At 73.5% G+C, this 24,042-nt stretch carries 24 protein-coding genes; 8 read left to right on the top strand and 16 right to left on the bottom strand.

Annotated features, from left to right (window positions below; all coding sequences use genetic code 11):
• The first annotated feature begins 127 nt into the window (after positions 1–127).
• On the top strand, positions 128–748 hold the full coding sequence (locus ACLJPY_RS28365) for an MmpS family transport accessory protein (protein WP_410592960.1): 621 nt from the start codon (positions 128–130) through the stop codon (positions 746–748).
• Positions 749–834: 86 nt separating this feature from the next.
• Here the strand turns inward: ACLJPY_RS28365 and ACLJPY_RS28360 are convergent, their stop codons facing one another.
• Together ACLJPY_RS28360 and ACLJPY_RS28355 are read right to left on the bottom strand one after the other, a co-directional pair.
• Positions 835–2,340, bottom strand: a complete 1,506-nt coding sequence (locus ACLJPY_RS28360; protein WP_410592948.1) for a sialidase family protein — start codon at positions 2,338–2,340, stop codon at positions 835–837.
• 115 nt (positions 2,341–2,455) lie between these two features.
• Entirely contained in the window at positions 2,456–3,424 is a 969-nt protein-coding gene (locus ACLJPY_RS28355; protein WP_410592947.1) for a YeiH family protein, read from the bottom strand.
• 70 nt (positions 3,425–3,494) lie between these two features.
• Between ACLJPY_RS28355 and ACLJPY_RS28350 the strand changes: the two genes are divergently transcribed.
• Positions 3,495–4,394: a LysR family transcriptional regulator gene (locus ACLJPY_RS28350; protein WP_410592946.1), complete on the top strand. Its 900-nt coding sequence runs from the start codon at positions 3,495–3,497 to the stop codon at positions 4,392–4,394.
• Here ACLJPY_RS28350 and ACLJPY_RS28345 read toward each other — a convergent pair.
• On the bottom strand, positions 4,391–5,293 hold the full coding sequence (locus ACLJPY_RS28345; RefSeq protein WP_410592945.1) for a LysR substrate-binding domain-containing protein: 903 nt from the start codon (positions 5,291–5,293) through the stop codon (positions 4,391–4,393). The genes ACLJPY_RS28350 and ACLJPY_RS28345 overlap by 4 nt on opposite strands.
• 122 nt (positions 5,294–5,415) lie before the next feature.
• On the opposite strand from ACLJPY_RS28345, the gene ACLJPY_RS28340 reads away from it, so the two are divergent.
• The 3 genes from ACLJPY_RS28340 to ACLJPY_RS28330 all read left to right on the top strand — a co-directional run bounded on the left by ACLJPY_RS28340 (position 5,416) and on the right by ACLJPY_RS28330 (position 8,739).
• A complete protein-coding gene (locus tag ACLJPY_RS28340) occupies positions 5,416–6,300 on the top strand; it encodes an SDR family oxidoreductase (RefSeq protein ID WP_410592944.1) in 885 nt (294 codons plus the stop codon).
• Positions 6,301–6,799: 499 nt separating this feature from the next.
• Positions 6,800–7,594 (top strand): PadR family transcriptional regulator, encoded by a 795-nt coding sequence (locus ACLJPY_RS28335; RefSeq protein ID WP_410592943.1) that lies wholly within the window; start codon positions 6,800–6,802, stop codon positions 7,592–7,594.
• A 113-nt stretch (positions 7,595–7,707) separates the two neighbouring features.
• Entirely contained in the window at positions 7,708–8,739 is a 1,032-nt protein-coding gene (locus tag ACLJPY_RS28330; RefSeq protein ID WP_410592942.1) for a class I SAM-dependent methyltransferase, read from the top strand.
• A gap of 1 nt (position 8,740) precedes the next feature.
• On the opposite strand, the gene ACLJPY_RS28325 is transcribed toward ACLJPY_RS28330, so the two are convergent.
• From ACLJPY_RS28325 to ACLJPY_RS28310, 4 genes are all read right to left on the bottom strand, one after another.
• The gene (locus ACLJPY_RS28325) at positions 8,741–10,060 is read right to left on the bottom strand and encodes a M14 family zinc carboxypeptidase (RefSeq protein ID WP_410592940.1); all 1,320 of its coding nucleotides are present in this window, start codon (positions 10,058–10,060) and stop codon (positions 8,741–8,743) included.
• Positions 10,061–10,230: 170 nt separating this feature from the next.
• Complete coding sequence (locus ACLJPY_RS28320; protein ID WP_410592938.1) at positions 10,231–11,874, bottom strand: beta-1,3-glucanase family protein; 1,644 nt, start codon at positions 11,872–11,874, stop codon at positions 10,231–10,233.
• A 198-nt stretch (positions 11,875–12,072) separates the two neighbouring features.
• Positions 12,073–12,531 (bottom strand): hypothetical protein, encoded by a 459-nt coding sequence (locus tag ACLJPY_RS28315; RefSeq protein ID WP_410592936.1) that lies wholly within the window; start codon positions 12,529–12,531, stop codon positions 12,073–12,075.
• Positions 12,532–12,603: 72 nt separating this feature from the next.
• Complete coding sequence (locus tag ACLJPY_RS28310) at positions 12,604–13,143, bottom strand: TetR family transcriptional regulator (RefSeq protein ID WP_410592935.1); 540 nt, start codon at positions 13,141–13,143, stop codon at positions 12,604–12,606.
• 85 nt (positions 13,144–13,228) lie between these two features.
• Here ACLJPY_RS28310 and ACLJPY_RS28305 point away from each other — a divergent pair, with 85 nt between their 5' ends.
• Complete coding sequence (locus ACLJPY_RS28305; RefSeq protein ID WP_410592934.1) at positions 13,229–14,230, top strand: amidohydrolase family protein; 1,002 nt, start codon at positions 13,229–13,231, stop codon at positions 14,228–14,230.
• Positions 14,231–14,366: 136 nt separating this feature from the next.
• Here ACLJPY_RS28305 and ACLJPY_RS28300 read toward each other — a convergent pair whose 3' ends face one another.
• Together ACLJPY_RS28300 and ACLJPY_RS28295 are read right to left on the bottom strand one after the other, a co-directional pair.
• Entirely contained in the window at positions 14,367–15,320 is a 954-nt protein-coding gene (locus ACLJPY_RS28300) for a carbohydrate kinase family protein (RefSeq protein WP_410592932.1), read from the bottom strand.
• Positions 15,317–15,991, bottom strand: coding sequence for a class II aldolase/adducin family protein (locus ACLJPY_RS28295; RefSeq protein ID WP_410592931.1), 675 nt, complete (start codon positions 15,989–15,991; stop codon positions 15,317–15,319). The genes ACLJPY_RS28300 and ACLJPY_RS28295 overlap by 4 nt, the downstream gene beginning before the upstream one ends.
• A 134-nt stretch (positions 15,992–16,125) precedes the next feature.
• On the opposite strand from ACLJPY_RS28295, the gene ACLJPY_RS28290 reads away from it, so the two are divergent.
• Both ACLJPY_RS28290 and ACLJPY_RS28285 read left to right on the top strand, forming a co-directional pair.
• The gene (locus ACLJPY_RS28290; RefSeq protein WP_410592930.1) at positions 16,126–16,458 is read left to right on the top strand and encodes a DMT family transporter; all 333 of its coding nucleotides are present in this window, start codon (positions 16,126–16,128) and stop codon (positions 16,456–16,458) included.
• Positions 16,455–16,781 (top strand): DMT family transporter, encoded by a 327-nt coding sequence (locus tag ACLJPY_RS28285; protein ID WP_410592928.1) that lies wholly within the window; start codon positions 16,455–16,457, stop codon positions 16,779–16,781. The genes ACLJPY_RS28290 and ACLJPY_RS28285 overlap by 4 nt, the downstream gene beginning before the upstream one ends.
• Positions 16,782–16,792: 11 nt before the next feature.
• Here ACLJPY_RS28285 and ACLJPY_RS28280 read toward each other — a convergent pair whose 3' ends face one another.
• The 7 genes from ACLJPY_RS28280 to ACLJPY_RS28250 are packed head-to-tail and all read right to left on the bottom strand — an operon-like array spanning position 16,793 to position 24,028.
• Entirely contained in the window at positions 16,793–17,281 is a 489-nt protein-coding gene (locus ACLJPY_RS28280) for a flavin reductase family protein (RefSeq protein ID WP_410592927.1), read from the bottom strand.
• On the bottom strand, positions 17,281–19,503 hold the full coding sequence (locus ACLJPY_RS28275) for a molybdopterin-dependent oxidoreductase (RefSeq protein WP_410592926.1): 2,223 nt from the start codon (positions 19,501–19,503) through the stop codon (positions 17,281–17,283). Before ACLJPY_RS28275 ends, ACLJPY_RS28280 begins: the two co-directional genes overlap by 1 nt.
• Positions 19,500–20,558: an LLM class flavin-dependent oxidoreductase gene (locus ACLJPY_RS28270; protein ID WP_410592924.1), complete on the bottom strand. Its 1,059-nt coding sequence runs from the start codon at positions 20,556–20,558 to the stop codon at positions 19,500–19,502. The genes ACLJPY_RS28275 and ACLJPY_RS28270 overlap by 4 nt, the downstream gene beginning before the upstream one ends.
• On the bottom strand, positions 20,555–20,908 hold the full coding sequence (locus ACLJPY_RS28265; RefSeq protein ID WP_410592923.1) for a 4Fe-4S binding protein: 354 nt from the start codon (positions 20,906–20,908) through the stop codon (positions 20,555–20,557). The genes ACLJPY_RS28270 and ACLJPY_RS28265 overlap by 4 nt, the downstream gene beginning before the upstream one ends.
• Positions 20,905–22,368 (bottom strand): FAD-dependent oxidoreductase, encoded by a 1,464-nt coding sequence (locus tag ACLJPY_RS28260; protein WP_410592922.1) that lies wholly within the window; start codon positions 22,366–22,368, stop codon positions 20,905–20,907. Before ACLJPY_RS28260 ends, ACLJPY_RS28265 begins: the two co-directional genes overlap by 4 nt.
• Positions 22,365–23,063: an ABC transporter ATP-binding protein gene (locus tag ACLJPY_RS28255; protein WP_410592920.1), complete on the bottom strand. Its 699-nt coding sequence runs from the start codon at positions 23,061–23,063 to the stop codon at positions 22,365–22,367. The genes ACLJPY_RS28260 and ACLJPY_RS28255 overlap by 4 nt, the downstream gene beginning before the upstream one ends.
• A complete protein-coding gene (locus ACLJPY_RS28250) occupies positions 23,060–24,028 on the bottom strand; it encodes an ABC transporter substrate-binding protein (RefSeq protein WP_410592919.1) in 969 nt (322 codons plus the stop codon). Before ACLJPY_RS28250 ends, ACLJPY_RS28255 begins: the two co-directional genes overlap by 4 nt.
• Positions 24,029–24,042: the final 14 nt, after the last annotated feature.

Genomic DNA, 24,042 nt, shown 5'->3' with positions numbered 1-24,042 from the left:
TTCCGCTCGTGCAGCCGGGAGCCGGTGACGACTTTCGTCGTACGACGTCGAGGCCTCCGGACGACGCGGAACCGCCCGCGCCGCTGGTTTCCTTCTCGCCGTCCAGCAGAGGCGAAAGGAACCCCCGATGACCGACCACACCCCGCTCCGGCCGCCCGCGGCCCCGCCGGCCGCCCCGCCGGCCGCCCCGCCGCGCAACGGCCTCGGCACCGCCGGGTTCGTCCTCGGCCTGATCGGGCTGGTGATCGCGCCGATCCCGCTCGCCGGGGTCGCCGCCTGGCCGGTGGCGGTGCTCGGCCTGATCCTGTCGGCCGTCGGCGTGGCCCGGGTGCGGTCCGGGAAGGCGACCAACAAGGGGCTCACCGTCGCCGGCGTCGTCGTCTCGCTGCTCGGCCTGGTCGTGAGCATCCTGTGGGCGGTGGTGATCGGCAAGGCGATCAGCGACGTCAACGAGCAGGCCACCCAGCACCACACGATCGTCTACCAGGTCGGCGGCGACGCGAAGGCGGCCGACATCGACTACAGCACCTTCGACCGGAACACGATCCTGATCAACACCGAAACCGGGGCCGCGGTGCCGTGGACCAAGACCGCCGAAGCCACCGGGTTCCTCGCCGGGGCCCGGTTCACCGCGACCGCCGGGCCGGACGGCGGATCCGTGAGCTGCAAGGTGATCGTGGACGGGAAGGAGGCCAAGACCGCGACCGCGGCCGGGCCCGCGGCCGTCGCCGACTGCACCGGCTTCTGAACCGCCCGTGCCACCCGGGCGAGGGGGCCGGGTGGCACGGCAGCGGGTGGGACCCGGCCCGGGGGCGGGTCCCACCCGGTCGTCCCTCAACCGCAGTGTTCGAAGGCGCTGTCGTAGGCCTGGCCGCCGGCCGCGCCGCCCCACTTCACGCACTGGTCCGCCGCCGCGGCCTTGACCGGGCCGGCGAACCAGGAGAACGCGCCCGAGTCGGTCTGCCGCGCCGAGCCCTTGACCTCCAGGTAGGCCGAGGTCGCGGTGGCCGTCCCGGCCGAGGCGTTCTTCATGGTGCTGACGCAGTTCTGGCCGTTGGCCGCGTTGTAGGACAGGTACACCGTGCCGGCCGCGCCGCCGGTGCCGAGCGGCGCCGAGTCGATGACGCTGTAGCCGCCACCGCAGGCCGGGGCGCCGAGCGCGGCTTCGCTGACTGAAGCGAAGCGGATCGTGTCGTTCGCGTGGAGCTCCGGGCCCGCCTCGAACAGCACGCCGACCGCCGACTGCGACAGCTGGACCATGTCGGAGTACGCCGCGTCCTGGCCCCACACGAGCAGGCTGCCCGCGGTGGGAGTCCAGTTGGCGCCCTCGTCGAAGGACGAGTGGATCCGCAGCTCCTTGCGGCGGTCGCAGACCGACGGGGCCGCGAACACGATGCGGTTGTACTTGCCGCCGGTGTCGGTGGCGCTCATCCGCGCCGTGGAGCCCTCGACGGTCGGCGCGACGAGGTCGGTGGCGAACGCGAACTTCGAGCTGAACGTCGCGCCGCCGTCGGAGCTGATCGCGAAAGCACGGTTGTGGGTGCCGTCGGACAGGCACTTGTCGTCGTTGTTGGCGGCGTTGCGCGCGGCGGCGTAGACCCGGCCGTCGCGCAGCTCGGTGACGCTGATCTCCTGCGGGTTCATCAGGTCCGAAGCCGACGTGTCGGTCGCCCCGCGGTGCCAGGTGGCGCCCTTGTCGTCGCTGTAGACCAGCGAACCGGTGTTCTTGCCGCCGACCGTGTAGCTCAGGCCGGCGACCAGCCGGCCGGCGTGCGCGCCGCGGGTCAGCGCGATGCCGTGCGACGGCCCGGTCGCGAGCCAGCCCGGCGCGCTCGCGAACCCGAGCTCGGTGGTCAGCACCTTCGGCGCGCCCCACGTCTTCCCGTTGTCGTCGCTGATGGACACGCGCGGGATCCGGCCGCACGACGGGTTCGTGAAGCACTGCATGGTCGACAGCAGCACGATCCGGTTGCTGCCCGGGAGCACGATCGGCGCCGGATTGCCCTTCACGTCACCGAAGGCTTCGATGACGGTGGTCAGCGCGCCCCACGTCCTGCCGCCGTCGGTCGAGCGCTTCAGGACGAGGTCGATCTTGCCGAGATCGTTGCAGAAACTGGCCCCGCCGTTGCGGCCTTCGGCGAAGGCGAGCAGGTCGCCGTTGTTCGCCTTGACGACGGTGGGAATGCGGTAGCAGTCGTGTCCTTCGGTGTTCTTGTCGAACACCAGCGTGCTGGCCACATCGGCCTGGGCGGTGGCGGCACCGAGCGCCGCGGGCACGGCCAGGGCGGCGCACCCCAGCAGCCCGGCCAGCAGCCCCTGGGCGAGTCGGGTGATCTTCACGGTTCGAGCTCCCTACGGATTCGATTCTGCTTCTGCGAAAGCAGCGTCGACGCGATCCGTACAAGAGCCGTACAACAGTGCGTATAACGAACTATACCTGTCCGCGAGGCGAATTTCAGGTGAACGCGGCCAGGGTGCCGAACCCGGTCGCCAGGACGAGGAGCGTGGAGAGCAGGCCCAGCAGCAGGGCCCGTCCGCCGCCGCGCAGCAGCGAGCCGAGCCGGACGGCGCAGCCGAGGCCGAACAGCGCGCCCGCGAGCAGGAGCGTAGACGCCGTCTTGGCGACGTCGAGCGCGAACGCCGGGACCAGGCCGGTGCTGCGGACGGCGACCATCGCGAGGAACCCGAGGACGAACAAGGGAACGAGCGGGGCGTGGGAGTCGCGGCGGCCGCGTTCGGCGGCGCCGACGAGCGCGACCACCGGCGCGAGCAGGACGACCCGGCTCAGCTTCACCACGACGGCGACCCCGACGGCGGCCGCGCCGGCGGGGCCGGCCGCCGCCACGACCTGGGCGACCTCGTGCACCGAGATCCCGGCCCAGCTGCCGGTCCGGGTCGCGTCGAGGCCGAGCGCGTGGGCGAGCAGGGGGAGGGCGGCCAAGGCGACGCTGCCGTAGCAGGTGACGAGCGCGACGGCGGTGGCCACGTCTTCGTCGTCGCGCTCGATCACGCCTTCGACCGCGGCGATCGCCGACGCGCCGCAGATCGAGAAGCCGGTGGCGACCAGCAGGGCGAGCCCGCGCGGCACCCGGACGAGCCGCGCGAGGCCCAGCGTGCCGAGGAAGGTGACCGCGACCGTGAGCACGACCGCGGCGAGCGTGCCGGGGCCGAGCGCGAGCACGGTGGGGACGGCGAGCTGGAGCCCGAGCAGCACGACACCCGCGCGCAGCAGGCGTTTGGTGAGCCCGGCCACGGCCCGGCGCTGCTCGTCGGTGAGAAGGGGTGTGCTCCCGGCGGCCACGCCCAGGACGACGGCGACGGTGAGCGCGCCGGCCACCGGCCACACCGAGCTGAACGCGTACGCCGCGGCGACGCCGAGCCCGGTGATCGCCAGGCCGGAGGTCTTCGCGGTCGTGAGTGCCATGCCTCCAGCGTCGCCGGTCCGGCGCCGGCGCGGTAGCCGGTGGTCGGGTCTGAGGTCATAGACTCGGGCTATGACCGGACCGGATCTGGACTCACTGCGCCTGCTGGTGCTCGTCGACGACCTCGGCAGCATCGGCCAGGCGGCCGCGGCGCTCGGCATCGCCCAGCCGTCGGCGAGCAAGCGTCTGTCCACACTGGAGCGTCAGGTGGGACTGTCCCTGGTGGACCGGACCCGGCGCGGCTCGGCGCTGACCCCGGACGGCCGGGTGATCGCGGGCTGGGCCCACCGGGTGCTGGCCGAAGTGGACGGACTGCGCACCGGCGCCGAGGCCCTGCGCACCCAGCGCGGCGCGCGGCTGCGGGTCGCGGCGAGCATGACGCTGGCCGAGCACTTCGTGCCCGCCTGGATCGGCGAGATCAAGCGGACCGGGCCGGAGACCTACGTCGGGCTCGAGGTGGGGAACTCCGAGCAGGTCGCCGACCTCGTCACGCGGGGGAAGGTGGACCTGGGGTTCGTCGAGTCGCCGGGGCCGTGGCCGGGCCTGGCCACGCGCCGCGTCGCGGCGGACCGGCTCGTGGTGGTGGTCCCGGCCGGGCACGCGTGGGCCCGGCGCCGGCGCCCGTTGACGGCCGGCGAGCTCGCCGGCACGCCGCTGGTGGTGCGCGAACCGGGCTCGGGCACGCGCGAGACGGTCGAGGCGGCGTTGCGGCGGGCGGGCGCGGGTCCGGTGACGCCGCTGCTGGAGCTGGGATCGGCGTCGGCGGTGCGCAACGCGGTGATCGCGGGCGCCGGGCCGGCCGTGATCAGCGACCTCGACGTGGTGCGCGAACTCGCGGGCCGCCGGCTGGTGCCGGTGCCGGTGGAAGGCGTGGAACTGGGCCGGGTGCTGCGTGCGGTCTGGCCGGCGGGACGGCGGCTGACCGGCCCGGCGGCGGACCTGCTGACGTGGGCGGTGAAGTCCGGTTCCTAGGGCGCCGAAACCGTGAGGCCGGCGGCTTCCGGGCTGGTCAGGTGGGCCTGCAGGGTCCGGCACGCCGACGCGAGCAGGTCGGTGCCGTCGTCCGCGCGGGTGGCCAGGGCCACCTGGCACGGCTCGATGCCGTCGAGGGGAACGATCGTCACGTCGCGCCGGAGGCGGCTGAACCGGACCCCGGCCGGGACGATCGCCGCCAGCTGGCCCGCGGCGATCAGCTCGAACTTCTCCTCGAACTCCTCGACCAGCGGGCCGTCCGGGGCACGGCGGCCGTCGGGGCGCGGGTCGACGCGCCAGAACGCGTTCCACTCCGGGTCGTCGAGGCGGGGCAGCGGCTCGTCCGCGATGTCGGCCAGGGTGACCGACGCCCGGCCGGCCAGGCGGTGGTCGGCGGACACGAGCAGCACGCGCTCTTCGTCGTAGAGCACGGTGACCCGCAACCCCTCGGTCTGCAGCGGCAACCGCGTCACCGCGATGTCCACCCGGTGCTCCAGCAGCGCCGCGCGGGTTTCGGTCCAGCCGAGGTGGCGGGTCAGCACCTCGGCCTCCGGGTGGCGGCGGCGCAGTTCGCGCACCGCCGGCGTGACGAACAGGTTCGTGCGGTAGCCGATCGTGATGCGCCTCGGCGCCGCGGCGGCGCGGGTGCTCGCGGCCGCCTGCTCGGCCGACTGCAGCAGCGCCTTGGCGCGGGGCAAGAACACTTCGCCCGCTTCGGTCAGCCGCGTGCCCTGCGGCGTCCGGTCCAGCAGGCGGGCGCCGAGCTGGCCTTCGAGCCGGCGGATCTGCCGGCTCAGCGACGGCTGCGTCGTGTGCAGCGCGGCGGCCGCGCGCCCGAAGTGCCGGTGTTCGGCCACCGCCGTGAAGTACCGCACGAGCCGCAGGTCCAGATCCGCCACGACCGCAGTCTACCTGCGGTGATGCCGGAAGCGTATCGGCCGATGAGAACCAGGCTTTGGACGGCTGCGCCGCCACGGCCCAACGATGGGACCACTGTCACCCATCGAAGAGGAGTACGCAAATGCGGGTGTTCGTCACCGGCGCGACGGGGTTCGTCGGCAGCGCCGTCGTCCGCGAACTGCGGGAGGCGGGGCACGACGTCCTCGGCCTCGCCCGCTCGGAAGACAAGGCCGCGGCGCTCGCGGCCACCGGCGCCGAGGTCCGGCGCGGGACCCTGGCCGACCTCGACGGCCTCCGGGCGGCCGCCGCCGAAGCGGACGCGGTCGTCCACACCGCCTACGTCCACGACGACTTCGCCGATCTCGCGGGCGCCGCGGCGACCGACCGCGCGGCGATCGGCGCGTTCGGCGAAGCGCTCGAAGGAACCGGGAAGTCCCTGATCATCACGGCGGCGACCGGCCCGGTGGGCCCGGGCCGGCTGGTGACCGAGGAGGACGCGGCCGACCCGGCGTTCCCGCGGACGGCATCGGAGACGGCGGCGCTCGCGCTGGCCGAGCGGGGCGTGCGCGCGTCGGTGCTGCGCCTGCCGCATTCGGTGCACGGCGAGGGCGACGGGCACGGGTTCGTCCCGGCGTTGATCCGGCTCGCGCGCGAGACGGGCGTGTCGGCCTACCCGGGCGACGGCGCGGGCCGCTGGGCCGCGGTCCACCGGCTCGACGCGGCGCGGCTGTACCGGCTGGCCGTCGAGGCGGCGCCCGCGGGGGTGCGGCTGCACGCGGTCGGCGAGGAAGGTGTGCCGCTGAAGGTGCTCGCCGGCGTGATCGGGGAACGCCTCGGCCTGCCGGTGCGATCGGTGTCCGACGTGCCGAACCACTTCGGCTGGCTGGCGCACTTCGCCGGGCCGGACGCGCCGGCGTCGAGCGTCCTGACGCAGAAGCGGTTCGGGTGGGTGCCCGAGGAGCCGGGGCTGGTCGACGACCTGGAGGCCGGGCACTACTTCGGGTGATTCCGCGGCTGCCTTGCGGTCCGATCGAGCGGCGATATATCGTGTGAATGTCGCCGATACGACTTTGGAGGGCAGCATGGGGATGAGCGCGGGAGCGGGACGGATGTTCGCCGGGTTCGGGGGCCATCCGGGCGGGCACGGGCCGGGCCACTTGGGTCACCCGGGTCACTTGGGCCACGGCGGGCCGGAGCACGCGATGCCGGGGCACGTCGGCCACCCGGCCGCGGAGCACGGCGGGCATCCGGGGCCTGACTGGCACTTGGGTCGCCCGGATCATGCCGGGCCGGGGCACGGTGGAGATCCGGGACCGGGTTGGCACTTCGGGCGTCCGGGCGATGCCGGGCCGGGCCACGGCGGCGATCCTGGGCTTGACCGGCACTCGGGGCATTCGGACGATGCCGAGGCGGGGCACGATGGGGATTCTGGGTCTGGCCGGCACTTCGGGCGTCCGGATCATGCTGGGCCGGGCCACGGCGGGCATCCGGGACCGGGTTGGCACTTGGGTCGCCCGGATCATGCCGGGCCTGGCCACGGCGGCGATCCGGGATTCGGGCACGGCGGTCCCGGGCACCACGGGGTCGGCGGTCACGGAGATTTCGGGCCGGAGCACGACCTGCCGGGGGACGAGGACTGGGACGGCGGTCCGGAGCTCGCGCGCGGGTTCCCGCCGCCGCCACCGCACCCGCCCCACCCGCCGCAGCCGCCGGGTGGGCCCGGCTTCCCCGGGTTTCCGGGCGGCCCCGGCTCGTTCGGCGGCCCGGGCGGCTGGTTCGGCGGGGCGGGCCCGTTCCAGCGGGTCCGCGAGTTCCGCGGTGGCGGCGGCGGCCGCCCGCCGGCCCGGCCGGTGCGGCCGGCGGTGCTGGCGCTGCTGGCCGAGGCGCCGATGCACGGTTACCAGCTGATGCAGGAGATCCGCCGCCGCACGCACGACCGGTGGCGGCCCAGCCCGGGATCGGTGTACCCGATCCTGCAGCAGCTGGAGGACGAAGGCCTGGTCCACACGGTCGAGACGGCGGGCCGCCGGGTGGCCGAGCTGACCGACGCGGGCCGTGAGCACGTGGCGGGCCGCGAGGAGGAGTTCGCGGCGCTGTGGCAGGAACCGGAGGAGGACCCGGGCGCCGACCGGTTCGCGGCCCTGTGGCACGCACTGGGCGAGCTGTCCGGAGCGGCGGCGCAGGTGGGCTACAGCGGCACGGAGGCCCAGGTGGCGGAGGTGAAGAAGATCCTCGCGGACGCCCGCCGCCGGGTGTACGCGGTCCTGGCCGACGCGGGCCTGGAGGACGAGGACGCCTGACGGCGACGGGCGGCTGCGGCACGGTCGCAGCCGCCCGGGCCGGTCCGGCGCACGGCTCCCGCGCGCCGTGATCGTCCACATCGGACCGAGCCGGCGGCGGGTAGGCTTCACCCATGGAGGAGAAGGACTTCGCCGCGCACCTCACGGCCACCATGACCGGCAGCGCCCTCACCATGCTGATCGGCATCGGGCACCGCACCGGCCTTCTCGCCGCGGCCGCGCGGGGGCCCGCCACCAGCGCCGGGCTCGCCGCGCGCGCCGGGCTGCAGGAACGCTACGTCCGCGAGTGGCTCGGGGCCATGGTCACCGGCAGTGTCTTCACCTACGACGGCCGCGAGTACACTTTCCCGCCCGAGCACGCGAAATTCCTGCTCGGCGAGACCGCTGCGAACCTGATGCCGGCACTGCTGACCCTTTCGGCGTTCACCGGCGTCCTGCCCGAGCTGGAACGCGCGTTCGCCGAAGGCGGTGGCGTCCCGAGGTCGGCCTACGGGCCCCACCTCGAAACCCTCGGCGCGAAAACCGGCGACAGCTGGCAGCACATCTACCGCGAACACCTGGTCGACGGCTTCTTCGGCGCGGTCCCCGGCCTCACCGAGCGGCTGACCGCCGGCGCGCGCGTGCTCGACCTCGGTTGCGGGACCGGCCACGCCGTCGCCGTCGCCGCCCGGGCCTTCCCCGCCTCGCACTTCACCGGCCTCGACATCAACCCGGCCGTCGTCGAGCAAGCGAACGAACAGCGCCTCCCCAACGCCGATTTCGTCGTCGGGGACGCCGCCGAGCTCACCGCCGATCCGCCCTACGACCTGATCACCGCGTTCGACGCCGTCCACGACCAGGACCGGCCGGACGTCGTGCTGCGGCGGGTCCGCCGCGCGCTCGCGCCCGACGGGCTGTTCTTCATGGTGGACACCAATTTCTCGAGCCACCTGGAAAAGAACGTCGGCCACCCGCTGGCCGCCCTGACCTACTCGATCAGCCTGATGTACTGCACCACGACGTCGCTGGCCGAAGGCGGCGCCGCGCTGGGGGCCGTGTGGGGCACCGAAAAGGCGGCGGAAATGCTCGCGGACGCGGGGTTCCGGCACGTCGAAGTGCTCGGCTCCCCGCGCCCGCAGAACTGCATCTACGCCTGCCGCCCGTGACTCACTGCTGGTACGGGGCCGCGGCGGCCTTCGCCGCGGTGATCAGCGCGCCCTTGTTCTTCGGCCAGAACGTGCTGTCGACGCAGGTGTAGCGCGGCAGGAAGCCACCGCACGTGCCGCTCGAGCCGCCGACCTCGAACGTCACGCTGGCGACGCCGAGTTCGCCGTAGGTGAAGTCGTCGGTGGTGCCGGTCGTGTCGTAGCCGACCGTCTCCTCGTTGGTGCCGACGAGGTAGCCGTTGGACGCGGCGTACTTCGCACCGAGCTTGCGGTACTGGGCGTCGTTCGGCGAGGTCGCCTGGGTGAAGCCCCACGGGATGATGATGTCGTTGCCGTAGCTGTGCAGCGTGATCATCGTGCCCTGGGCGGTCGCGGGCGCCGGGTCGTCGTTCCCGGTGCCGCGCTGGTCCGGGAAGATCGCGCGGGCGAGCTTCTCCAGCGCCTGCACCTCGGGCTCCGAACCCGCGCTCACGCCCTGGTAGGTCTCGGCGCAGGCGGAGTTGGAGTCGCCGCCCCACTTGAACGTCGAGTTGCGGTTGAGGTCGACGCCGATGCCGGTGCCCGTGCAGCCGCCGCGGGAGTTGTCGGCGTTCTTGCGCTGCAGCTTGGGCGAGTTGCCGCCGGAGGCGACGATGTCGACGCCGTCGGGGTTGGCGATCGGCACCACCCACACCTCGGTGCTGTCCAGAATGGACTTCGCGGTGGCGTCGGAGGCGTAGCCGTCGGCGAGGTAGTCGATCCAGCGCCAGGCGAGCTCGCCCGTCGACAGCTCGCGCGCGTGGATCTGCGCCATCAGGAAGAACTTCGGCTTCTTCGACGTCGTCGACAGCGTGCAGTCACCGGTCTGCTTCTTCGTCAGGCAGATCGCCTGGACGTCGTGGCCGCCCTGGCCCTTCGCCTTCTTCCACGACTGCCCGATCGTGTACTTCGTGGCGAGGTCGGGGTGCGCCGAGGCGACCGCCGCGAGGTGGTTCTCGTGCGCGGTGACGGTCCGGTAGCCGCCGTAGAAGGTGTCCGCCGCCAGGCTCTCGGTCCGGGCCGGCAGTTCCTTGTAGACGGTGTCGAAGAACGAGGGCCGGTAGCCGAGTGCCTGCAGCTTCGCGGCGACGGCCTGGCCGCCGACGACGTGCACGCTCCCGGCGTCGCCTTCTTCGACGTCGAAACCGGCTGCGGCGAGCGCGTGCGCCTGGACGGCGGTGGCCGGGACGCGCCAGAACACCGGCGTGTCCGCCGTCTGCGCGGCGGCGGTGCCGCCGACCAGGCTCGTCAGCAGCACGCCGGACGCCGCGAGGGCGAGCCGGGACAGGGACCTTGACGCCATCGGGTGATCTCCTCACGCCGCACGGATGGAGGTCCGGTCGGAACCCGTGGTCACCGTACCGGCACGCACAGTGTGTCGGCCCGGCACAAACGGGCCATACCCCCGAAAGTCGCGAAACCGCGCCCGCCACCGGGGGGCGGGCGCGGTTTCGCGCTGCGGGACGGACGCCGCTAGCGGGTGAAGGTGAACCAGTTGACGTTGACGAAGTCCGACGCGCTCCCCGAGAACGTGAGGTACAGGTCGTGCACCCCGGTTGCGGAAGCGACGACGTTGGCCGGCACCGTCTGCCACTGCTGCCAGCCGCCGTTGTTCGCGAAGTCGATTTCGGCGATCACCGGGCCCGTGACGCTGTCCAGGCGGGCGCGGATGGCGCCGCTGACGCCGGCCGCCGCGCCCGACGCCAGGCGGGCGACGAACTGGTTCGGCGAGCTCGAGCCGAAGTCGACGCGGGCGTACTTCAGCCAGTCGCCGTCGGCGATCCAGCCGACGTCCACGCCGCCGCCGGAGTCCGAGCACGTCTCGTTCTGGGTGCCGCTCTGGGCGTTGTACGCCTCCGCCTGGATCGTCGAGTACGCGCTCGTGCCGCCGGAGCCCGGCGGGGTCGTGCCGCCGCCCGCGCCCGGGCCCAGCGAGACCGTCCACGACGTCGGCGCCGGGTCCTGCAGGTGGCCGTCGACGGGCTGGGCGCCGGTCGGGCCGACGTCGTCGTACGGGAAGGCGTAGCCGATCGACGCGTACTGGTGCACCAGGCGCGCGTAGTGGTTCGTGGTGGCGTCGCGGTAGTACTGCGACGGCGGAACGCCGTCGGGCTGGTTGTTGCCGCCGGCCACCAGCAGGCTGCTGCGGTTCAGCGCGGCGGCCAGCCGGGCGGCGACCGCGCCGCGGGCATCGCTGCCGGAGTTGTACAGCGGCCCGCTCGCGCAGCCGAAGATGTCGGCCGCGCTCGGCTTGGTGAACGGCACGCCGTTGGTGTTGAGGCCGGCGAACACGATCGCGTCGCCGCTGACCGTGCCGGTGTAGGAGCCGATGCCGCCCTGCCCGTTGATCGTCAGCGGCGTCGAGCGGTAGTGGTCCCAGACGGCGTTGAGGTAGTTCGTCCAGTACCCGCCGAAGTCGACGGGGGAGTGGCCGGGCGCGAGCACCCGCACGACCTTGCCGGCGGAGTCGGTGACGACCAGCCGGTCCCACGGCGCGCCGTCGGCGTTGTGCTGCGCGCGCAGCCCGTCGGCGATGCTCCCGAGCGCGCCGCTGGGCAGCGGGCTGACCGACTGGGCGCCCGCCGCGCCCGTGGTGGCCATCGACACCGGCAGCGCCACCATGTCGACGTAGCTGATGTTCGCGTAGAGGTTCGCGCTGTTGTAGGTGAACTCGCAGAACGTCCAGTTCGTCTGCCAGTTCGGGTCCGAGCTGGTGAAACCGGGCTGCACCAGTCCGGGTCCGGGGTTGACGAAGAACTGGATCTTCTTGTCCACCGAGAACCACACCCGGCCGCCGATGAGGTAGTCGGTCAGCGTCACCGTGAGCTGGGAACCCGATCCGCCGAGCGCGATGGCGTAGTCCGGGATCGGCGTCACCGGCGAGGAGGGGTTGGCCAGCGGGTGGAACCGGCCGTCGGCGGTGACGAAGCCGGGGCGGCCCGCGGTGTCCGCGCCGCTGATGTAGGCGTAGACGGTGCCGCTGCCCGAATTGTTCTTCAGGGTCAACGGCAAGGCCGCGGCGGCGCGGGCTTTCGGCGTGGTGACGGCGGACCACAGCGGCGTGCTCGCCGCGGCGGCGACCAGGCCGGCGGTGACGAAGGTACGCCTCGACAGCATGGCACCTCCTCGGGATGGGCGGTTTCCGCGCGGCCGGACGGCCCCGCGTCCACCGGGAACGGTGACCGGACGGTAGGTAAGCGTTTCCGCGGGGTCAATATCCGGCGGGCCGGGTCGGGTACTGACGGCCCCCGACGCTGCCCTTTCGTAGCCGGACCAGTTTTCGCGGTGGTCCAGTCTCTGTCCTTTGTGGACGGCTCAGCGCGCGCCCGGTCCGGGGAGCCCGGCCGCGGCCAGCGCCTCCCACAACGGCCGCGCGCCGGCCCGCTCGGTCGCCAGCCCTTCGACGAACTGGCAGCCGTACGCGGCGGCGGTGAGGGTCGTCGTCCGGTTCGCGGTGTCGGTGAACCGGAGCCGGTAGCTCGGCCCGAGTTCGGCGGTGCAGACCGGGTCCGGCGGCGGTTCGGGCAGGTCGCACGCGGCGGCGGCGACCTTCTTGATCGCGGCGGCATCGGTGCTGCGGGTTTCGCCGCGAGTCCCGTCCGCCACGGCGGGCAACGGCGGGTACAGCGGCCCGCTGTCGACGAGTTCGCGCGGCTCGTAGACGGCGGCGCACAGTGGGTCGGTCGACGCGACCCGGGTGGTGCCACCGCACGCCGTGGCCCCCAGGACGACCAGGACCGCGGCGGCGACGGCGACGGCGGACAGCCTGCGCATGGACGTGCCTCCCTCGTTCGGTACTCCCCGGACGCGACGACCGGGCCGCCGGGTTGCACCGGACCGGCCGGCTCACGAGTCGCGCGACAAGTATTCGGTCCAGCCGCGCGCGGCCCGCAGCAGCTCTTCGTGGGAAGCACCCTCGAAGGCGCGCAACTTCAGGAAGTGCTGCGTGATCGTCAGGCCGAGGATGCCGCTCACGGTGATCAGGGCGCGCAGGTGGGCGTCGTCGCCGGTCAGTGACCTGGCGAGGTTCTCGACGCGTTCGTCGAGGTAGGACCGCATCGAGTCGGCGGCTTCCGGCACGGTGAGCATGGACCGGACGAGCGCGCTCGTCTCCGGGGGCAGTTCGCGCAGCCGGTTGGCGAGGACCTCCAGCAGGTGCTCGGCGGCGCTCTCGGCGTCGTCGCCGGGCAGCTGGACCGCGGCGGTGAACAGGGCCGCCTTCGAGCCGTAGTGCTGCATCACCAGGGAGGCGTCCACACCCGCCACGGCGGCGATGCCCCGGATCGTGGCGCCCTCGAAGCCCCGGGCCGCGAACTCCTGCCGGGCGGCTTCGAGGATCCGCCGGGCGGTACGGGCGCGTTTGGCGTCGCGGGACGTCTCGGTCATGGCTTCACTCTACAGCCGTTGAGCGATTCGTGTACCGTCTCACTCAACGGCGGTTGAGCGGATCGCCCGGACCGGGAGGCCTGGCGTGGCCCTGATCGCGATCGAAGAACACTGGAACCTGCCCGAGCTCACCGCGGCGGTGAAGGCACTCCCGGACGACCGGGGTGACGCGAGCGTCGTGCTCGACGAGCTGGGCGACAACCTCGAACGCCTCGACGACATCGGCGACGCCCGCATCGCGGCGATGGACGCCCAGGGTGTCGACCTGCAGATCCTCTCGCTGGCGCCGCCCGGGACCCACCCGCTGGAGCCGGCGGCCGCGCGGACGCTGAGCCGGCGGGCCAACGACGTCGCCGCCGAGGCGGTCCGCAGGCACCCCACGCGGTTTCGGGCCTTCGCCACCCTGCCGATGGCGGACCCGGCGGCCGCCGCCGCGGAGCTGGAACGCGCGGCCGGTCTCGGGTTCGCCGGAGCGATGGTCTACGGGCGGACGGGCGGGACGCCGCTCGACGACCCGCGCTACGACGAGCTGTTCGCCACGGCCGCGGCGCTGCGGCAGCCGATCTTCATCCACCCGCAGATCCCGGCCCGCGCGGTCCGCGAAGCCGCTTACAGCGGCTTCGATCCGATGACCGACCTGGCCTTGGCGACGTTCGGCTGGGGCTGGCACCTGGAGGCGGCGCTCGCCGCCCTGCGCCTGATCGTCCGCGGCACCTTCGACCGCCACCCCGGCCTGCAGCTCGTGCTCGGCCACTGGGGCGAGCTGCTGCTGTTCTGGACCGACCGCGCCGACAGCCTCTCGGGCGTCGCGGGCCTGGACCGGAAGGTGTCGGACTACGTCCGCGCCCACGTCCACATCACCAGTTCCGGGATGTTCAACCCCGCCCTGCTCCGCCACGTCCTGGAGGTCACGACGCCCGACCGGCTGCTGTTCTCGACCGACTACCCCTTCCAGAAGCCGGTCAAGGCGGACATCGAAAAGTTCCTCGCCGAATTCCCGGCCGGCGAAGCCCGCGACAAGTTCACCGCAGGAAACGCCTGCGCCCTCTTCGGTATCGACCTCGCTTCGCTGGAGGAACGGAAATGATCTCGGCGGCGGCGGAACCGTCGGTTTCGCCGCCGATCCGCGGCAAGTGATGCGAGCGATCGGTTCGGCAGCACGGGAAGCGCCGCACGATCAGGGCGGATGCCGAAGTGGGACGTGCCGGGCCGGTAGCCGATCTTCAGCGCGGCGCCTCGGCGGTCCCCAGTGTGGGCGTGGCCGCGGCGAACGCGTCGGCGGCGGCGAGGTCGAACTCGCCGTGGTCGCTGCCCAGCCCCTGGGCGACCAGGGCCGCGGCGGCCGAACCGAGCACGGCGGCCGCGCGCGGCGAACGGCCGAGGCCGATGCCGCGGAGGAAACCGGCGGAGAACGCGTCACCGCAGCCGGTGGTGTCGACGACGTCGACCGCGAACGCCGGCACGGCGAGCACCTCCTCCGCCGTGACGACCAGGGCACCCCGGGCGCCGCGGGTGACGGCGACACAGCCGGCGCCCCGCTCGATCAGCGCCCGGGCGCCGTCTTCGAGCGTCTCGGCGCCGGTGAGGCCCAGTACCTGCTGTTCGTTCGGCAGCAGGTAGTCGAGGTGGGGCAGGACGGGCGCGATCCAGGCCAGCACCCCGGGATCGCCCGGGGCGAGCAGGTCGGCCGAGGTGACCACCCCGGCTTCCCGGGCCGGGGCGAGGATCTTCGCCGCGTTCTCCCCGCCCATCAGCTCGGGTGCACCGAGGTGCAGGTGCGTCGCCCGTGCGAGTTCGGCGGCCGCGATGTCGTCCGGCCCGTAGGTGAGGTTGGCGCCGGGGACGTGGAAGGCGGGCCGGCTGCCGTCCGGGCGGATCGGCAGCACCGACGCCGAGGTCTGCACGTCCGCGCGGCGGACCACCAGCGACGTGTCGATGCCGTACCGGGCCAGCATGGCCAGCAGCAGGTCGCCGATCGGGTCGGTGCCGATCGCGCCGGCGGTGCGGACCGCCGCGCCGAGCTTGGCCAGCGTCAGCGCGGTCCCGGCCGCGGTGCCCGCCGGGCCGAACCGGATCTGCTCCACCAGGGCCGCGCCCTGCCCGGGCGGGATCGCGGCCACCGGCCGGACCTGCACGTCGAACACGTGCGCGCCGAGCGTGATCACCGTCTGCGTCACCGATCCTCCTCGATCCGCCGGGTCCGGCCGTACCCCCGCCGCAGCGCGGCTTCCACCACCGCCGATTGCTGGGCGGCGGCCAGGACCCGGGGCGTGCCGAGCGAGGCGGCCCGCCGGTAGAGCTCGCAGACCCACTCGAGCAGCAGCGCGTTGTCCACCGCCGTCCGCAGCCCCGTGCCGTGCACGACGGCGCCGTGGTTGGCCATCAGCGCGGCCGATTTGCCCGCCAGCGCGGTCCACACGTGCTCGGCCAGCTCGTCGCTGCCGAAGACGGCGAACGGCGCGACGCGGACGGCCCCGCCGAGCAGGAGCTGCTGGTAGTGCACGCAGGGGAGTTCGTCGAGGACCAGGGAGACCGCGGTCGCCTGCGGCGAGTGCGTGTGCACGACCGCCCCGGCACCACCGCGGCGGTAGATCCCGAGGTGCAGCTCCAGTTCCGAGGTCGGCGCGAGGTCGCCGGAGACGACGGTCCCGGCCAGGTCGACGACGGTCACCTGCGCCGGCGTCGCCCGCCCGAGCACGACACCGGTCGCGGTCACCGCGACGAGGTCGCCCGCGCGCACGCTGACGTTCCCGGAGGTGCCGATCAGCAGTCCGGCGCCGGCCAGTTCGTGGCACGCCTCGACGACGGCCTGGCGCTCGTCCTCCAGCGGCACGGTGTCCCGGGTCATCGGCTCAGCGTAGGATAGACATGAAACAAAGTCACGTTCAGGTTTTGCGGGCACCTCTCGGCGTTGCGTAGGCTCACCGGCGAAGTGAACGATGCGGCCCCGACGGCGTGGCCCTGGGAAGGCGAGGAGCCACGATGCGGAAATGGGCGGTCCTGGCCGCCGCGATCGTGCTGGAGGTCGCGGCGACGCTGGCGCTGCGGGCGTCGATCGACCACCCCTGGTGGGCGGCGCTGACCGTCGCGGGGTACGCCGGTGCCTTCGTGGCGCTGTCCGTGCTGCTGCGCCTGGGCGTCCCGGTCGGTGTCGTCTACGGCATCTGGGCCGCGGCGGGGGTCGCGCTGACCGCGGTCCTCGGCACGGTGCTGTTCGCCGAGCCGTTCACGCCGCTGATCGGCATCGGGATCGCCGCCGTCATCGCGGGGGTGGTGCTGGTGGAGACCGGCCACGAACGCGAGGAGCGCTCGTGACGTGGCTGTTGCTGGCCGGCGCCATCCTGTCGGAAGTGGCGGCCACGCTGTCCCTGCGCGCGTCGGAGGGCTTGAAGCGGAAGCGCTGGCTCGTGCCCGTCGCGGCCGGCTACCTCGGTGCCTTCGGGTTGCTGGCGGTCGCGCTCGCCCACGGCCTGCCGGTCGGGATCGCCTACGGCGTCTGGGCGGCGTGCGGGGTCGCGTTGACGGCGATCGGTGCGCGGGTGTTCTTCAAGGACGCCCTGACCAAGCGGATGGCGGCCGGCGTCGGGCTGATCGCGGCGGGCGTCCTGATGATCGAACTCGGCGCCGCTGCCCGCTGACCGGTGAGCCTTCAACCGGCGGCGAGCCGGCGGAACCGGCTTCCGTGGAACACCAGCGGCGGGGTCCCCGCCGTGTGCAGGCGGTAAATCTCCAGCAGGGCGATCACGTGGTCGCCGGCCGGGAGTTCCGCGTGCGGGGCGCACTCCAGCCACGCGCTGGACCCGCTGATGAACACGCTGTCGTCGGGGCCGGGTTCCCAGTCGACGTCTCGGAAGCGGTCGCCGCGGGCCGACAGGCGGAGGCAGGCGTCGTCCTGGCCCTCGGCGAGGACGCTGAGGCCGAGCCGCGGGCGGTCCCGCAGCAGCGGCCAGGTCGACGACGTCCGCTGGATGCAGATCGACACCAGCGGGGGCGAGAGCGAAACCGACGTGAACGAGCTGGCGGCCATCCCGCGGGGCACGCCGTCGACGAGCGCGCACACCGCGGTGACGCCGGAGGGGAAGCAGCCGAAGGCTTCGCGCAGGTGGCTCTCGGACGTCACGGACTGGAGGGCGATCATCAGCGTCCTTTCCGAAGCGGGGGGTGCAGGGCCCGCACGCGCGGGGCCGGGCCGGTGAAGCGTTCGACGTCGACGGCCGCGTGCTGGCCGGCGCAGCCCTGCGACAGCCGCGAAGACGGGATGTCGGCGGTCAGGACGTTCGGGTTGCCGTGGGCGCACAGCGGGCCCGTGGGGTGGTCCTCGACCGGGTCGAACCACGCGCCCGTCGGGAGCTGGACGACGCCGGGGCGGAGGGCGTCGTCGAGCACCGCGCCCGCCAGGCAGGCGCCCCGGCTGTTGAACACCCGGACGACGTCGCCGGTCGTGATGCCGCGGGCCGCCGCGTCGGCCGGGTTCAGGCGGATCCGCTCGCGGCCGGCCACCTTGCCCGCGCTGCTGACGTCGCCGGCGTCGAGCTGGCTGTGCAGGCGGGTGTGCGGCTGGTTGGCGATCAGCCACAGCGGCCCGGACTCGGTCGGCGGCAGCCAGACCGGGTGGCCCGGGCAGTCCGGGTAGCCGAAGCCAGCGATCGTCGCCGACGTGATCTCGATGCGGCCGCTGGGCGTCTTCAGGGGGTGCGCCACCGGGTCCGCGCGGAAGTCGGCGAACAGCGTGTGGTGCTCGCGCCCGGGCGGCAGCCGCAGCTCGCCGTCGGCCCAGAACCGCTCGAACGACGGGGTGTCGCGCCAGCCGGTGTAGAGGTGCTCCAGCCACTCCCGGGCGGATCGGCCTTCGGTGAACGCCTCGGCGACGCCGAGCCGGACCGCCAGCTCCGCGAAGATCGCGTAGTCGTCGCGGGCTTCTCCGGCGGGCGGCGCGATCCGGTGCATCGCGATCAGGTGCGTGTCCCGGCGGCCGGAGCCGAGGTCCTCGCGCTCCAGCGCGGTCGTCGCGGGCAGGACGATGTCGGCGTGCCGGGCCGTCGCCGTCCAGTGCGGTTCGTGGACGACGATCGTGTCCGGCCGGGTGAACGCGCGGCGCAGGCGGTTGAGGTCCTGGTGGTGGTGGAACGGGTTCCCGCCGGCCCAGTAGACGAGCCGCGTGTCGGGGTAGCGGCGGGCTTCGCCGTCGTAGTCGTACGTCTCGCCCGGGTGCAGCAGCAGGTCGGCGATCCGCGCGACCGGGATGAACTCGCGCACCGGGTTCACGCCCGGCGGCAGGTACGGGACCCGCAGCTCGGGCCCGGTGTCGCCGACGTCGCCCATCGAGCCGTAGCCGTGGCCGAACCCGCCGCCCGGCAGCCCGATCTGGCCCAGCACCGCGGCCAGCGCGATGCCCGCCCAGACCGGCTGCTCGCCGTGTTCGGTGCGCTGCAGCGACCACGTGACCGTGACCAGCGTCCGGTGCGCGGCCATCTCCCGGGCCAGCGCGACGATGTCGGCGGCCGGGATGCCGGTGATCCCGGCCGCCCACTCCGGGCTCTTGTCGCGCAGGTACCGCTCGAACTCCGGGTAGCCGACGCAGTAGCGGTCGAGGAACTCCCGGTCGTGCAAGCCTTCCTCGACGAGCGTGTGCGCCAGCGCGAGCATCAGCGCGGTGTCGGTGGCGGGCCGGATCGGGTACCAGCGGGCGTCCACAGTGGACGGGAGGTCGTCGCGCAGCGGGCTGACGAGCGCGATCCGCGCCCGCAGCCGCGCGAGGTGCCCGGGCGTCCCGTGGACCGTGACCCCGCCCGGGGTGACGAAGACGTTCTTCTCCGGCACACCGCCGAAGGCGACGATCAGCTCGGTGTGCTCGGCGATCGTCGGCCAGGTCGACGCCTGGCGCAGCACCGCGTGCGTGTCGCCGACGACGTGCGGCAGCAGCACCGACGACGTCCCGTTGCTGTAGGTGTTGCGCGACGCCGTGAAGCCGCCGATCGTGTTCAGGAACCGGTGCAGCTGGCTCTGCGCGTGGTGGAACCGCCCGGCGCTCGCCCAGCCGTAGGAGCCGCCGAAGATCGCCTGGTTGCCGTGCTCGGTCCGGACGCGGTCCAGTTCCGCGGCCAGCCGGTCGAGGACGTCGTCCCAGGGCACCTCGACGAACTCGTCGCGGCCGCGGCGCTCGTCGGGGCCCGGTCCGTTCTCGAGCCAGCCGCGGCGGACCGCCGGCCGGGCCACCCGGCTCGGGTGGTCCAGCGCGGCGGCCAGGTTGCCCAGCAGCGGCGACGGCGCCGGGTCGGCCGGGTGCGGCTCGACCCGCAGCCGGCCGTCCGCGTCGACCTCGGCGGAGAAGGCGCCCCAGTGCGAAGTGCTCGGTTTCATGCGCCGACGGTAACGGCGTCCGCGCGCTCCCGGACCAGCTTGACGAGGGTGCCGTAGTCGCGGGCGTCCGCCAGCGGCGAGAACCCGCGGATCAGGAGCGTGCCGACGCCGAGCCGGACGTAGTCCAGCAGCGACTCCGCGACCTGCTCGTAGCTGCCGACCAGCGCGGTCGAGTTCCCGGCGGCGCCGGTCGTCTTCGCCACGGCCGTCCACAGCCGCTCGTCGACGACGTCACCGGTCGCCGCGGCCTCCAGGAGCCGCTGCGAGCCGACGGCCTCGCTCGAATCCCGGCGGCCCTTGAACTCGCCGACGCGGTCCTGGGTCAGCCGCAGGATCTCTCGCGCCCGGTCCCAGGCTTCGGCTTCGGTGGCCGCGGGGATCGGCCGCAGGCTGACGCTGAACGCGATGTCCCGGCCGCCGGCCGCGGCCCGGACCTGCTCGATGCGCTCGGCGATCCCGGCCAGGGGCTCGCCCCAGAAGGCGTAGACGTCGGCGTGCTGCGCGCCGACCCGGATCGCGTCGGCGGACGCGCCGCCGAAGTACACCGGGATCCCGCCGGCCGGGCGGACGTCGGAGAGTGCGCCGCGGACCCGGTAGAACTCGCCTTCGTGGTCGAACGGCTCGGCCGAGTCCCACGTCCGGCGGACCACGGTCAGGAAGTCGTCCGTGCGGCGGTAGCGGGTGGGCTTGTCGGTGAAGTCGCCGTCGCGGGCCTGGTCGGCGTCGTCGCCGCCGGTGATGACGTGCAGCGCGATGCGGCCGGGGTGGAACGCGTCCAGGGTGGCGAACTTGCGGGCGAGCTGGGTCGGCGCCACGAACCCGGGGCGGTGGGCGAGCAGCACGCCGAGCCGCTCGGTGGCCGTGAGGACCTGGTCGGCGAGGACGAACCCGTCCGGGCTGCTCGCCGACTGGGCGATCAGCACCCGGTCGAACCCGGCCGCCTCGTGCGTGCGGGCGACTTCGCGCAGGTAGCCGGGCTGGATGATGGGCCCTTCGGGCGCGATGATCTCGCTGGCCTGGCGGCCGGCGGCGTAACCGATGAATTCGAGTGTCACGGGGTCTCCTGTCCCAGGGCGCGGGCGGCGGCGAAGATGTCGCTCATCCGCCAGCTTTCGTTGGCGTGGGTGCGGCGCGCCCGGCCCCAGCCGGAGTCGCGCCGGTACTGCTCGGGCCAGTCCGAGGCCCGGACGGCGGCTTCGTCGACAGCCACCGGCGTGTGGCAGTCGGGGTCGACGAACAGCGCGTCGACCGGGCAGTACAGCTCGCACAGGAAGCAGGTCTGGCAGTCGCTCTGCCGCGCGATGACGGGCGGGGCCTCCGGAACGGCGTCGAAGACGTCGCTGGGGCACACCCGGACGCACTTGTCGCAGGCGATGCAGCGGTCGGCGAGGACGAGTTCGATCACGCGGCGGCCTCCTGCCGGTCCGTGCGCCAGTGCGTGCCGAGGGTTTCGCGCCGCCGCAGCGCGGCTTCCTTGACCCAGCGGCCCACGGCGACCAGCGACGCGGTTTCGCGCGCGGTCACCGCGTCACGGCCTTCGCCGGTCAACGCCGACTCGACCTCCGTCCACAGGCAATCCAGAGTGGACAGTGAGCGCCGGAGGCCGGGCTCGTCGCGGAACATGTTCTTGTCGTAGGCGTTCAGTTCCGCCCGGACGACGTCGATCACCGCGGCCGTGTCCACTTCGGACGGAGGGCCGCTCGGCCGGATCCCGGCGCGTCCGATCGGCCGCACCGGCGAAGGCGTGGTGCTGCGGGCGTACCGGACCGCCGCGCGTCCGGCCCACGTGCCCGACGAAACCGCCCACGCCGAGTTGGGCGACCCGCCGCCGGAGATCGCGCCCACGACCGGGACCCGGCTGGCGACGTCGCCCGCGGCGAACAGGCCCGGCACGCCGGTGGCGCAGTCCGGGGCCGCGACGGCCAGGCCGCCGACGCCGCGGATGGTGCCCTCGCCGAGCAGGGTGACCTCGAACGGCTGGGTGTAGGGGTCGATGCCGCGGCGGGTGAACGGCAGCAGGAAGTTGGGCTGCACCACGGGCATCTTCCGCCGCACCCACTCCGGCGTGCGGTCGAGCGTGGTGAACACCGGGCCGCGCAGCATGGCCGCGCCGAGGACGCGGTTGCGGTCGGGCCCGGACGGCAACTCGATGACCCGCCCGTCGGCGTCGGTGTACGTCCCGAACAGGTACGTCATCGACCGCGCCATCGTCGAGAACGCCGGGGCGAGGGTGTAGTAGTTCGAGAACTCCATGCCCGACAGCCGCGCTCCGGCCTCGACGGCCATGAGGTGGCCGTCGCCGGTGTTGCCGCGCGAGCCGAGCAGGTGCGAGCGGAACGCGGTGCCGCCGGTGGCCAGCACGACCGCGCCCGCGTGCACCTGCCAGTGCCCGCCCGCCTGCCGCCGGATCCCGGCCGCGCCGCCCACGGAACCGTCCGGGCGCACGAGCAGTTCCAGCGCCGGGTGGTGGTCGAGGATCCGGACGCCGGCGCGGTGCACGAGCCCGCGCATCGCGCGCAGGTACTCCGGCCCGCGCACGTTGTTCGTCCGGTCGGGTTTCCCGTCCCGCACCGGGAAGGGGTAGTAGCGGTCCAGGGTGGGCAACCGCTCCCACGTCGTGCGCAGGACCCGCAGCGCCTGCTCGGCGTCGGCTATCCCGCCGGCGTGCGCGTGCCGCTCGGCGACCGCGCGCTCGTGGTGCTCGGGCTCGACGAACCAGTGCGTGACCCCGGCGGTCGCGGTGACGCCGCTGGTGCCGCAGTAGCCCTTGTCCACGAGCACGACGTCCCCGCCCGCCTGGGCCGCGGCCAAGGCGGTCCACGTCGCGGCGAGGCCGCCGCCGACGACCAGCACGTCGGCCTTCACCGGGATTCCGCCAGTTCGGCGACTCCCAGCTCGGCGAGCAGCCGGTGCCGCAGCTGTTCGAACTCGGGGTTGCGGCGGCTGCGCTCGCCGTCGAAGGTGACGCGGTGCTCGGCCGCCAGCCGCCCGGACCGCATCGCCACCACGCGGTCGGCGAGGAGGATGGCCTCGTCGACGTCGTGGGTGACGAGCAGGACCGCCGGGCGGTGCGCGGCCACCAGGTCCCGGACCAGGGCGTGCATCTTGATCCGGGTGAGCGCGTCGAGGGCGGCGAACGGCTCGTCGAGCAGCAGCAGCCGCGGCTCGCGCACCAGCGCCCTGGCCAGCGCCACGCGCTGGGCCTCGCCGCCCGAGAGCGTGACCGGCCAGGCGTCGAGGTGCCCGGCCAGGCCGACCTCGGTCAGCGCGCGGGCGGCGGCCTCGCGGGGCAGGCCGAGGGCGACGTTCTGCCACACCCGCCGCCACGGCAGCAACCGGTGCTCCTGGAACACGACCATCCGCTCGGCCGGCGCGGCCAGCTCGCCGCCGTCGGACGCGTCGAGCCCGGCCAGCAGCCGCAGCAACGTCGTCTTGCCGCAGCCGCTTTCGCCGATCAGCGCGACGAACTCGCCGGGCGCGATGTCGAGGTCGAGTCCGTCGAGGACGGTCCGCGGCCCGAAGCTCTTGCTCAGCGCGCGCACGCGCACGGCGGTGCTCACAGCTTCACCGCGTGGTCGGCGACGGTGATCGGGCCGCTGAGCACCTTCCGCTTCGTGAGCCAGTCGGCCCCGCGCTGCAGTTGCGCGATCCCGTTGTCGTCGATCAGCGCCAGCTTCGTCTGGACGTTCTTGGCGGCCATCTTGTCCAGGACCGCCTGCGGGTAGTGCGAGACGGCGTTGCCGATGTCCAGGGACTCCTTGTAGTGCTGGTTCTGCCAGTCGTAGTCGGCCCGGAACGCGGCGATCACCTTGCGGATCGTGTCGGCGTTCTGCCGGGCGTAGTCGCGGCGGACGAGGTAGCTGGTGAAGTCGATCTGGAAGTCCAGCTCGTCGCCGTCGACGAAGATCGGCTTGGCGCCGTACTGGACCTCGGCGATCTCCCGGAAGCCCTGCCAGATGGCCCAGGCGTCGATCTTCCCGGCGCCGAACGCGGCGGACGCCTCGGGCGGGTTGAGGTAGGTGACCTTCACCGATTCCCGGGGGACGTGGTACTTCTCCAGCGCGGCGACCAGCAGGAACTCGCCGAGCCCGGCCTTGTTGACCGCGACCGTCTTGCCCACGAGGTCGGTGACCTTCTCGATGCCGGTGTGCGCGCCGGCGACGATCGCGGTGGTGCGCGGGGTCGACGCCGCCCAGGCGACGTAGACGAGGTCGGCGCCCGACAGGATGGCCTGGTCGGCCGGGGTGGTGCTGCCGCCGAAGCTGAAGTCGGCGGTGCCGCCGACGACGGCCTGCAGCGTCGGTGCGTGGTTCGGGAACGGGCCCACCCACTCGACGGTGATGCCCTGGTCCTTCAGCGTTCTTTCGAGCACACCGCGGGCCTTCGGGACGGAGATGGTGCTGTAGGTCAGCCGGACCTTGCCCTGCGTGGCACCGCCGGCCGAACCGGTCGCGCACGCGGCGAGCGGGGCGGCGAGGGCGGTGAGCCCGGCTGCGGTCAGGAACGTGCGGCGGGAGAGCGTCATGGCGGGTCCTCGGG

The organism is Amycolatopsis sp. lyj-23 (genome assembly GCF_046549135.1).
Lineage (GTDB): Bacteria > Actinomycetota > Actinomycetes > Mycobacteriales > Pseudonocardiaceae > Amycolatopsis.
The sequence above is the reverse complement of the archived record's forward strand: the minus strand, read 5'-3'. Positions and strand labels throughout refer to the sequence as shown.

Coding starts and splice junctions, on each gene's coding strand:
- ACLJPY_RS28340 (WP_410592944.1), top strand. CDS start 5,416: ATGCGGGTGTTCGTCACCGGCGCGACGGGGTTCGTCGGCAGCGCCGTC.
- ACLJPY_RS28365 (WP_410592960.1), top strand. CDS start 128: ATGACCGACCACACCCCGCTCCGGCCGCCCGCGGCCCCGCCGGCCGCC.
- ACLJPY_RS28280 (WP_410592927.1), bottom strand. CDS start 17,281: ATGATCGCCCTCCAGTCCGTGACGTCCGAGAGCCACCTGCGCGAAGCC.
- ACLJPY_RS28350 (WP_410592946.1), top strand. CDS start 3,495: ATGACCGGACCGGATCTGGACTCACTGCGCCTGCTGGTGCTCGTCGAC.
- ACLJPY_RS28310 (WP_410592935.1), bottom strand. CDS start 13,143: ATGACCGAGACGTCCCGCGACGCCAAACGCGCCCGTACCGCCCGGCGG.
- ACLJPY_RS28295 (WP_410592931.1), bottom strand. CDS start 15,991: ATGACCCGGGACACCGTGCCGCTGGAGGACGAGCGCCAGGCCGTCGTC.
- ACLJPY_RS28330 (WP_410592942.1), top strand. CDS start 7,708: ATGGAGGAGAAGGACTTCGCCGCGCACCTCACGGCCACCATGACCGGC.
- ACLJPY_RS28275 (WP_410592926.1), bottom strand. CDS start 19,503: ATGAAACCGAGCACTTCGCACTGGGGCGCCTTCTCCGCCGAGGTCGAC.
- ACLJPY_RS28355 (WP_410592947.1), bottom strand. CDS start 3,424: ATGGCACTCACGACCGCGAAGACCTCCGGCCTGGCGATCACCGGGCTC.
- ACLJPY_RS28290 (WP_410592930.1), top strand. CDS start 16,126: ATGCGGAAATGGGCGGTCCTGGCCGCCGCGATCGTGCTGGAGGTCGCG.
- ACLJPY_RS28320 (WP_410592938.1), bottom strand. CDS start 11,874: ATGCTGTCGAGGCGTACCTTCGTCACCGCCGGCCTGGTCGCCGCCGCG.
- ACLJPY_RS28315 (WP_410592936.1), bottom strand. CDS start 12,531: ATGCGCAGGCTGTCCGCCGTCGCCGTCGCCGCCGCGGTCCTGGTCGTC.
- ACLJPY_RS28250 (WP_410592919.1), bottom strand. CDS start 24,028: ATGACGCTCTCCCGCCGCACGTTCCTGACCGCAGCCGGGCTCACCGCC.
- ACLJPY_RS28325 (WP_410592940.1), bottom strand. CDS start 10,060: ATGGCGTCAAGGTCCCTGTCCCGGCTCGCCCTCGCGGCGTCCGGCGTG.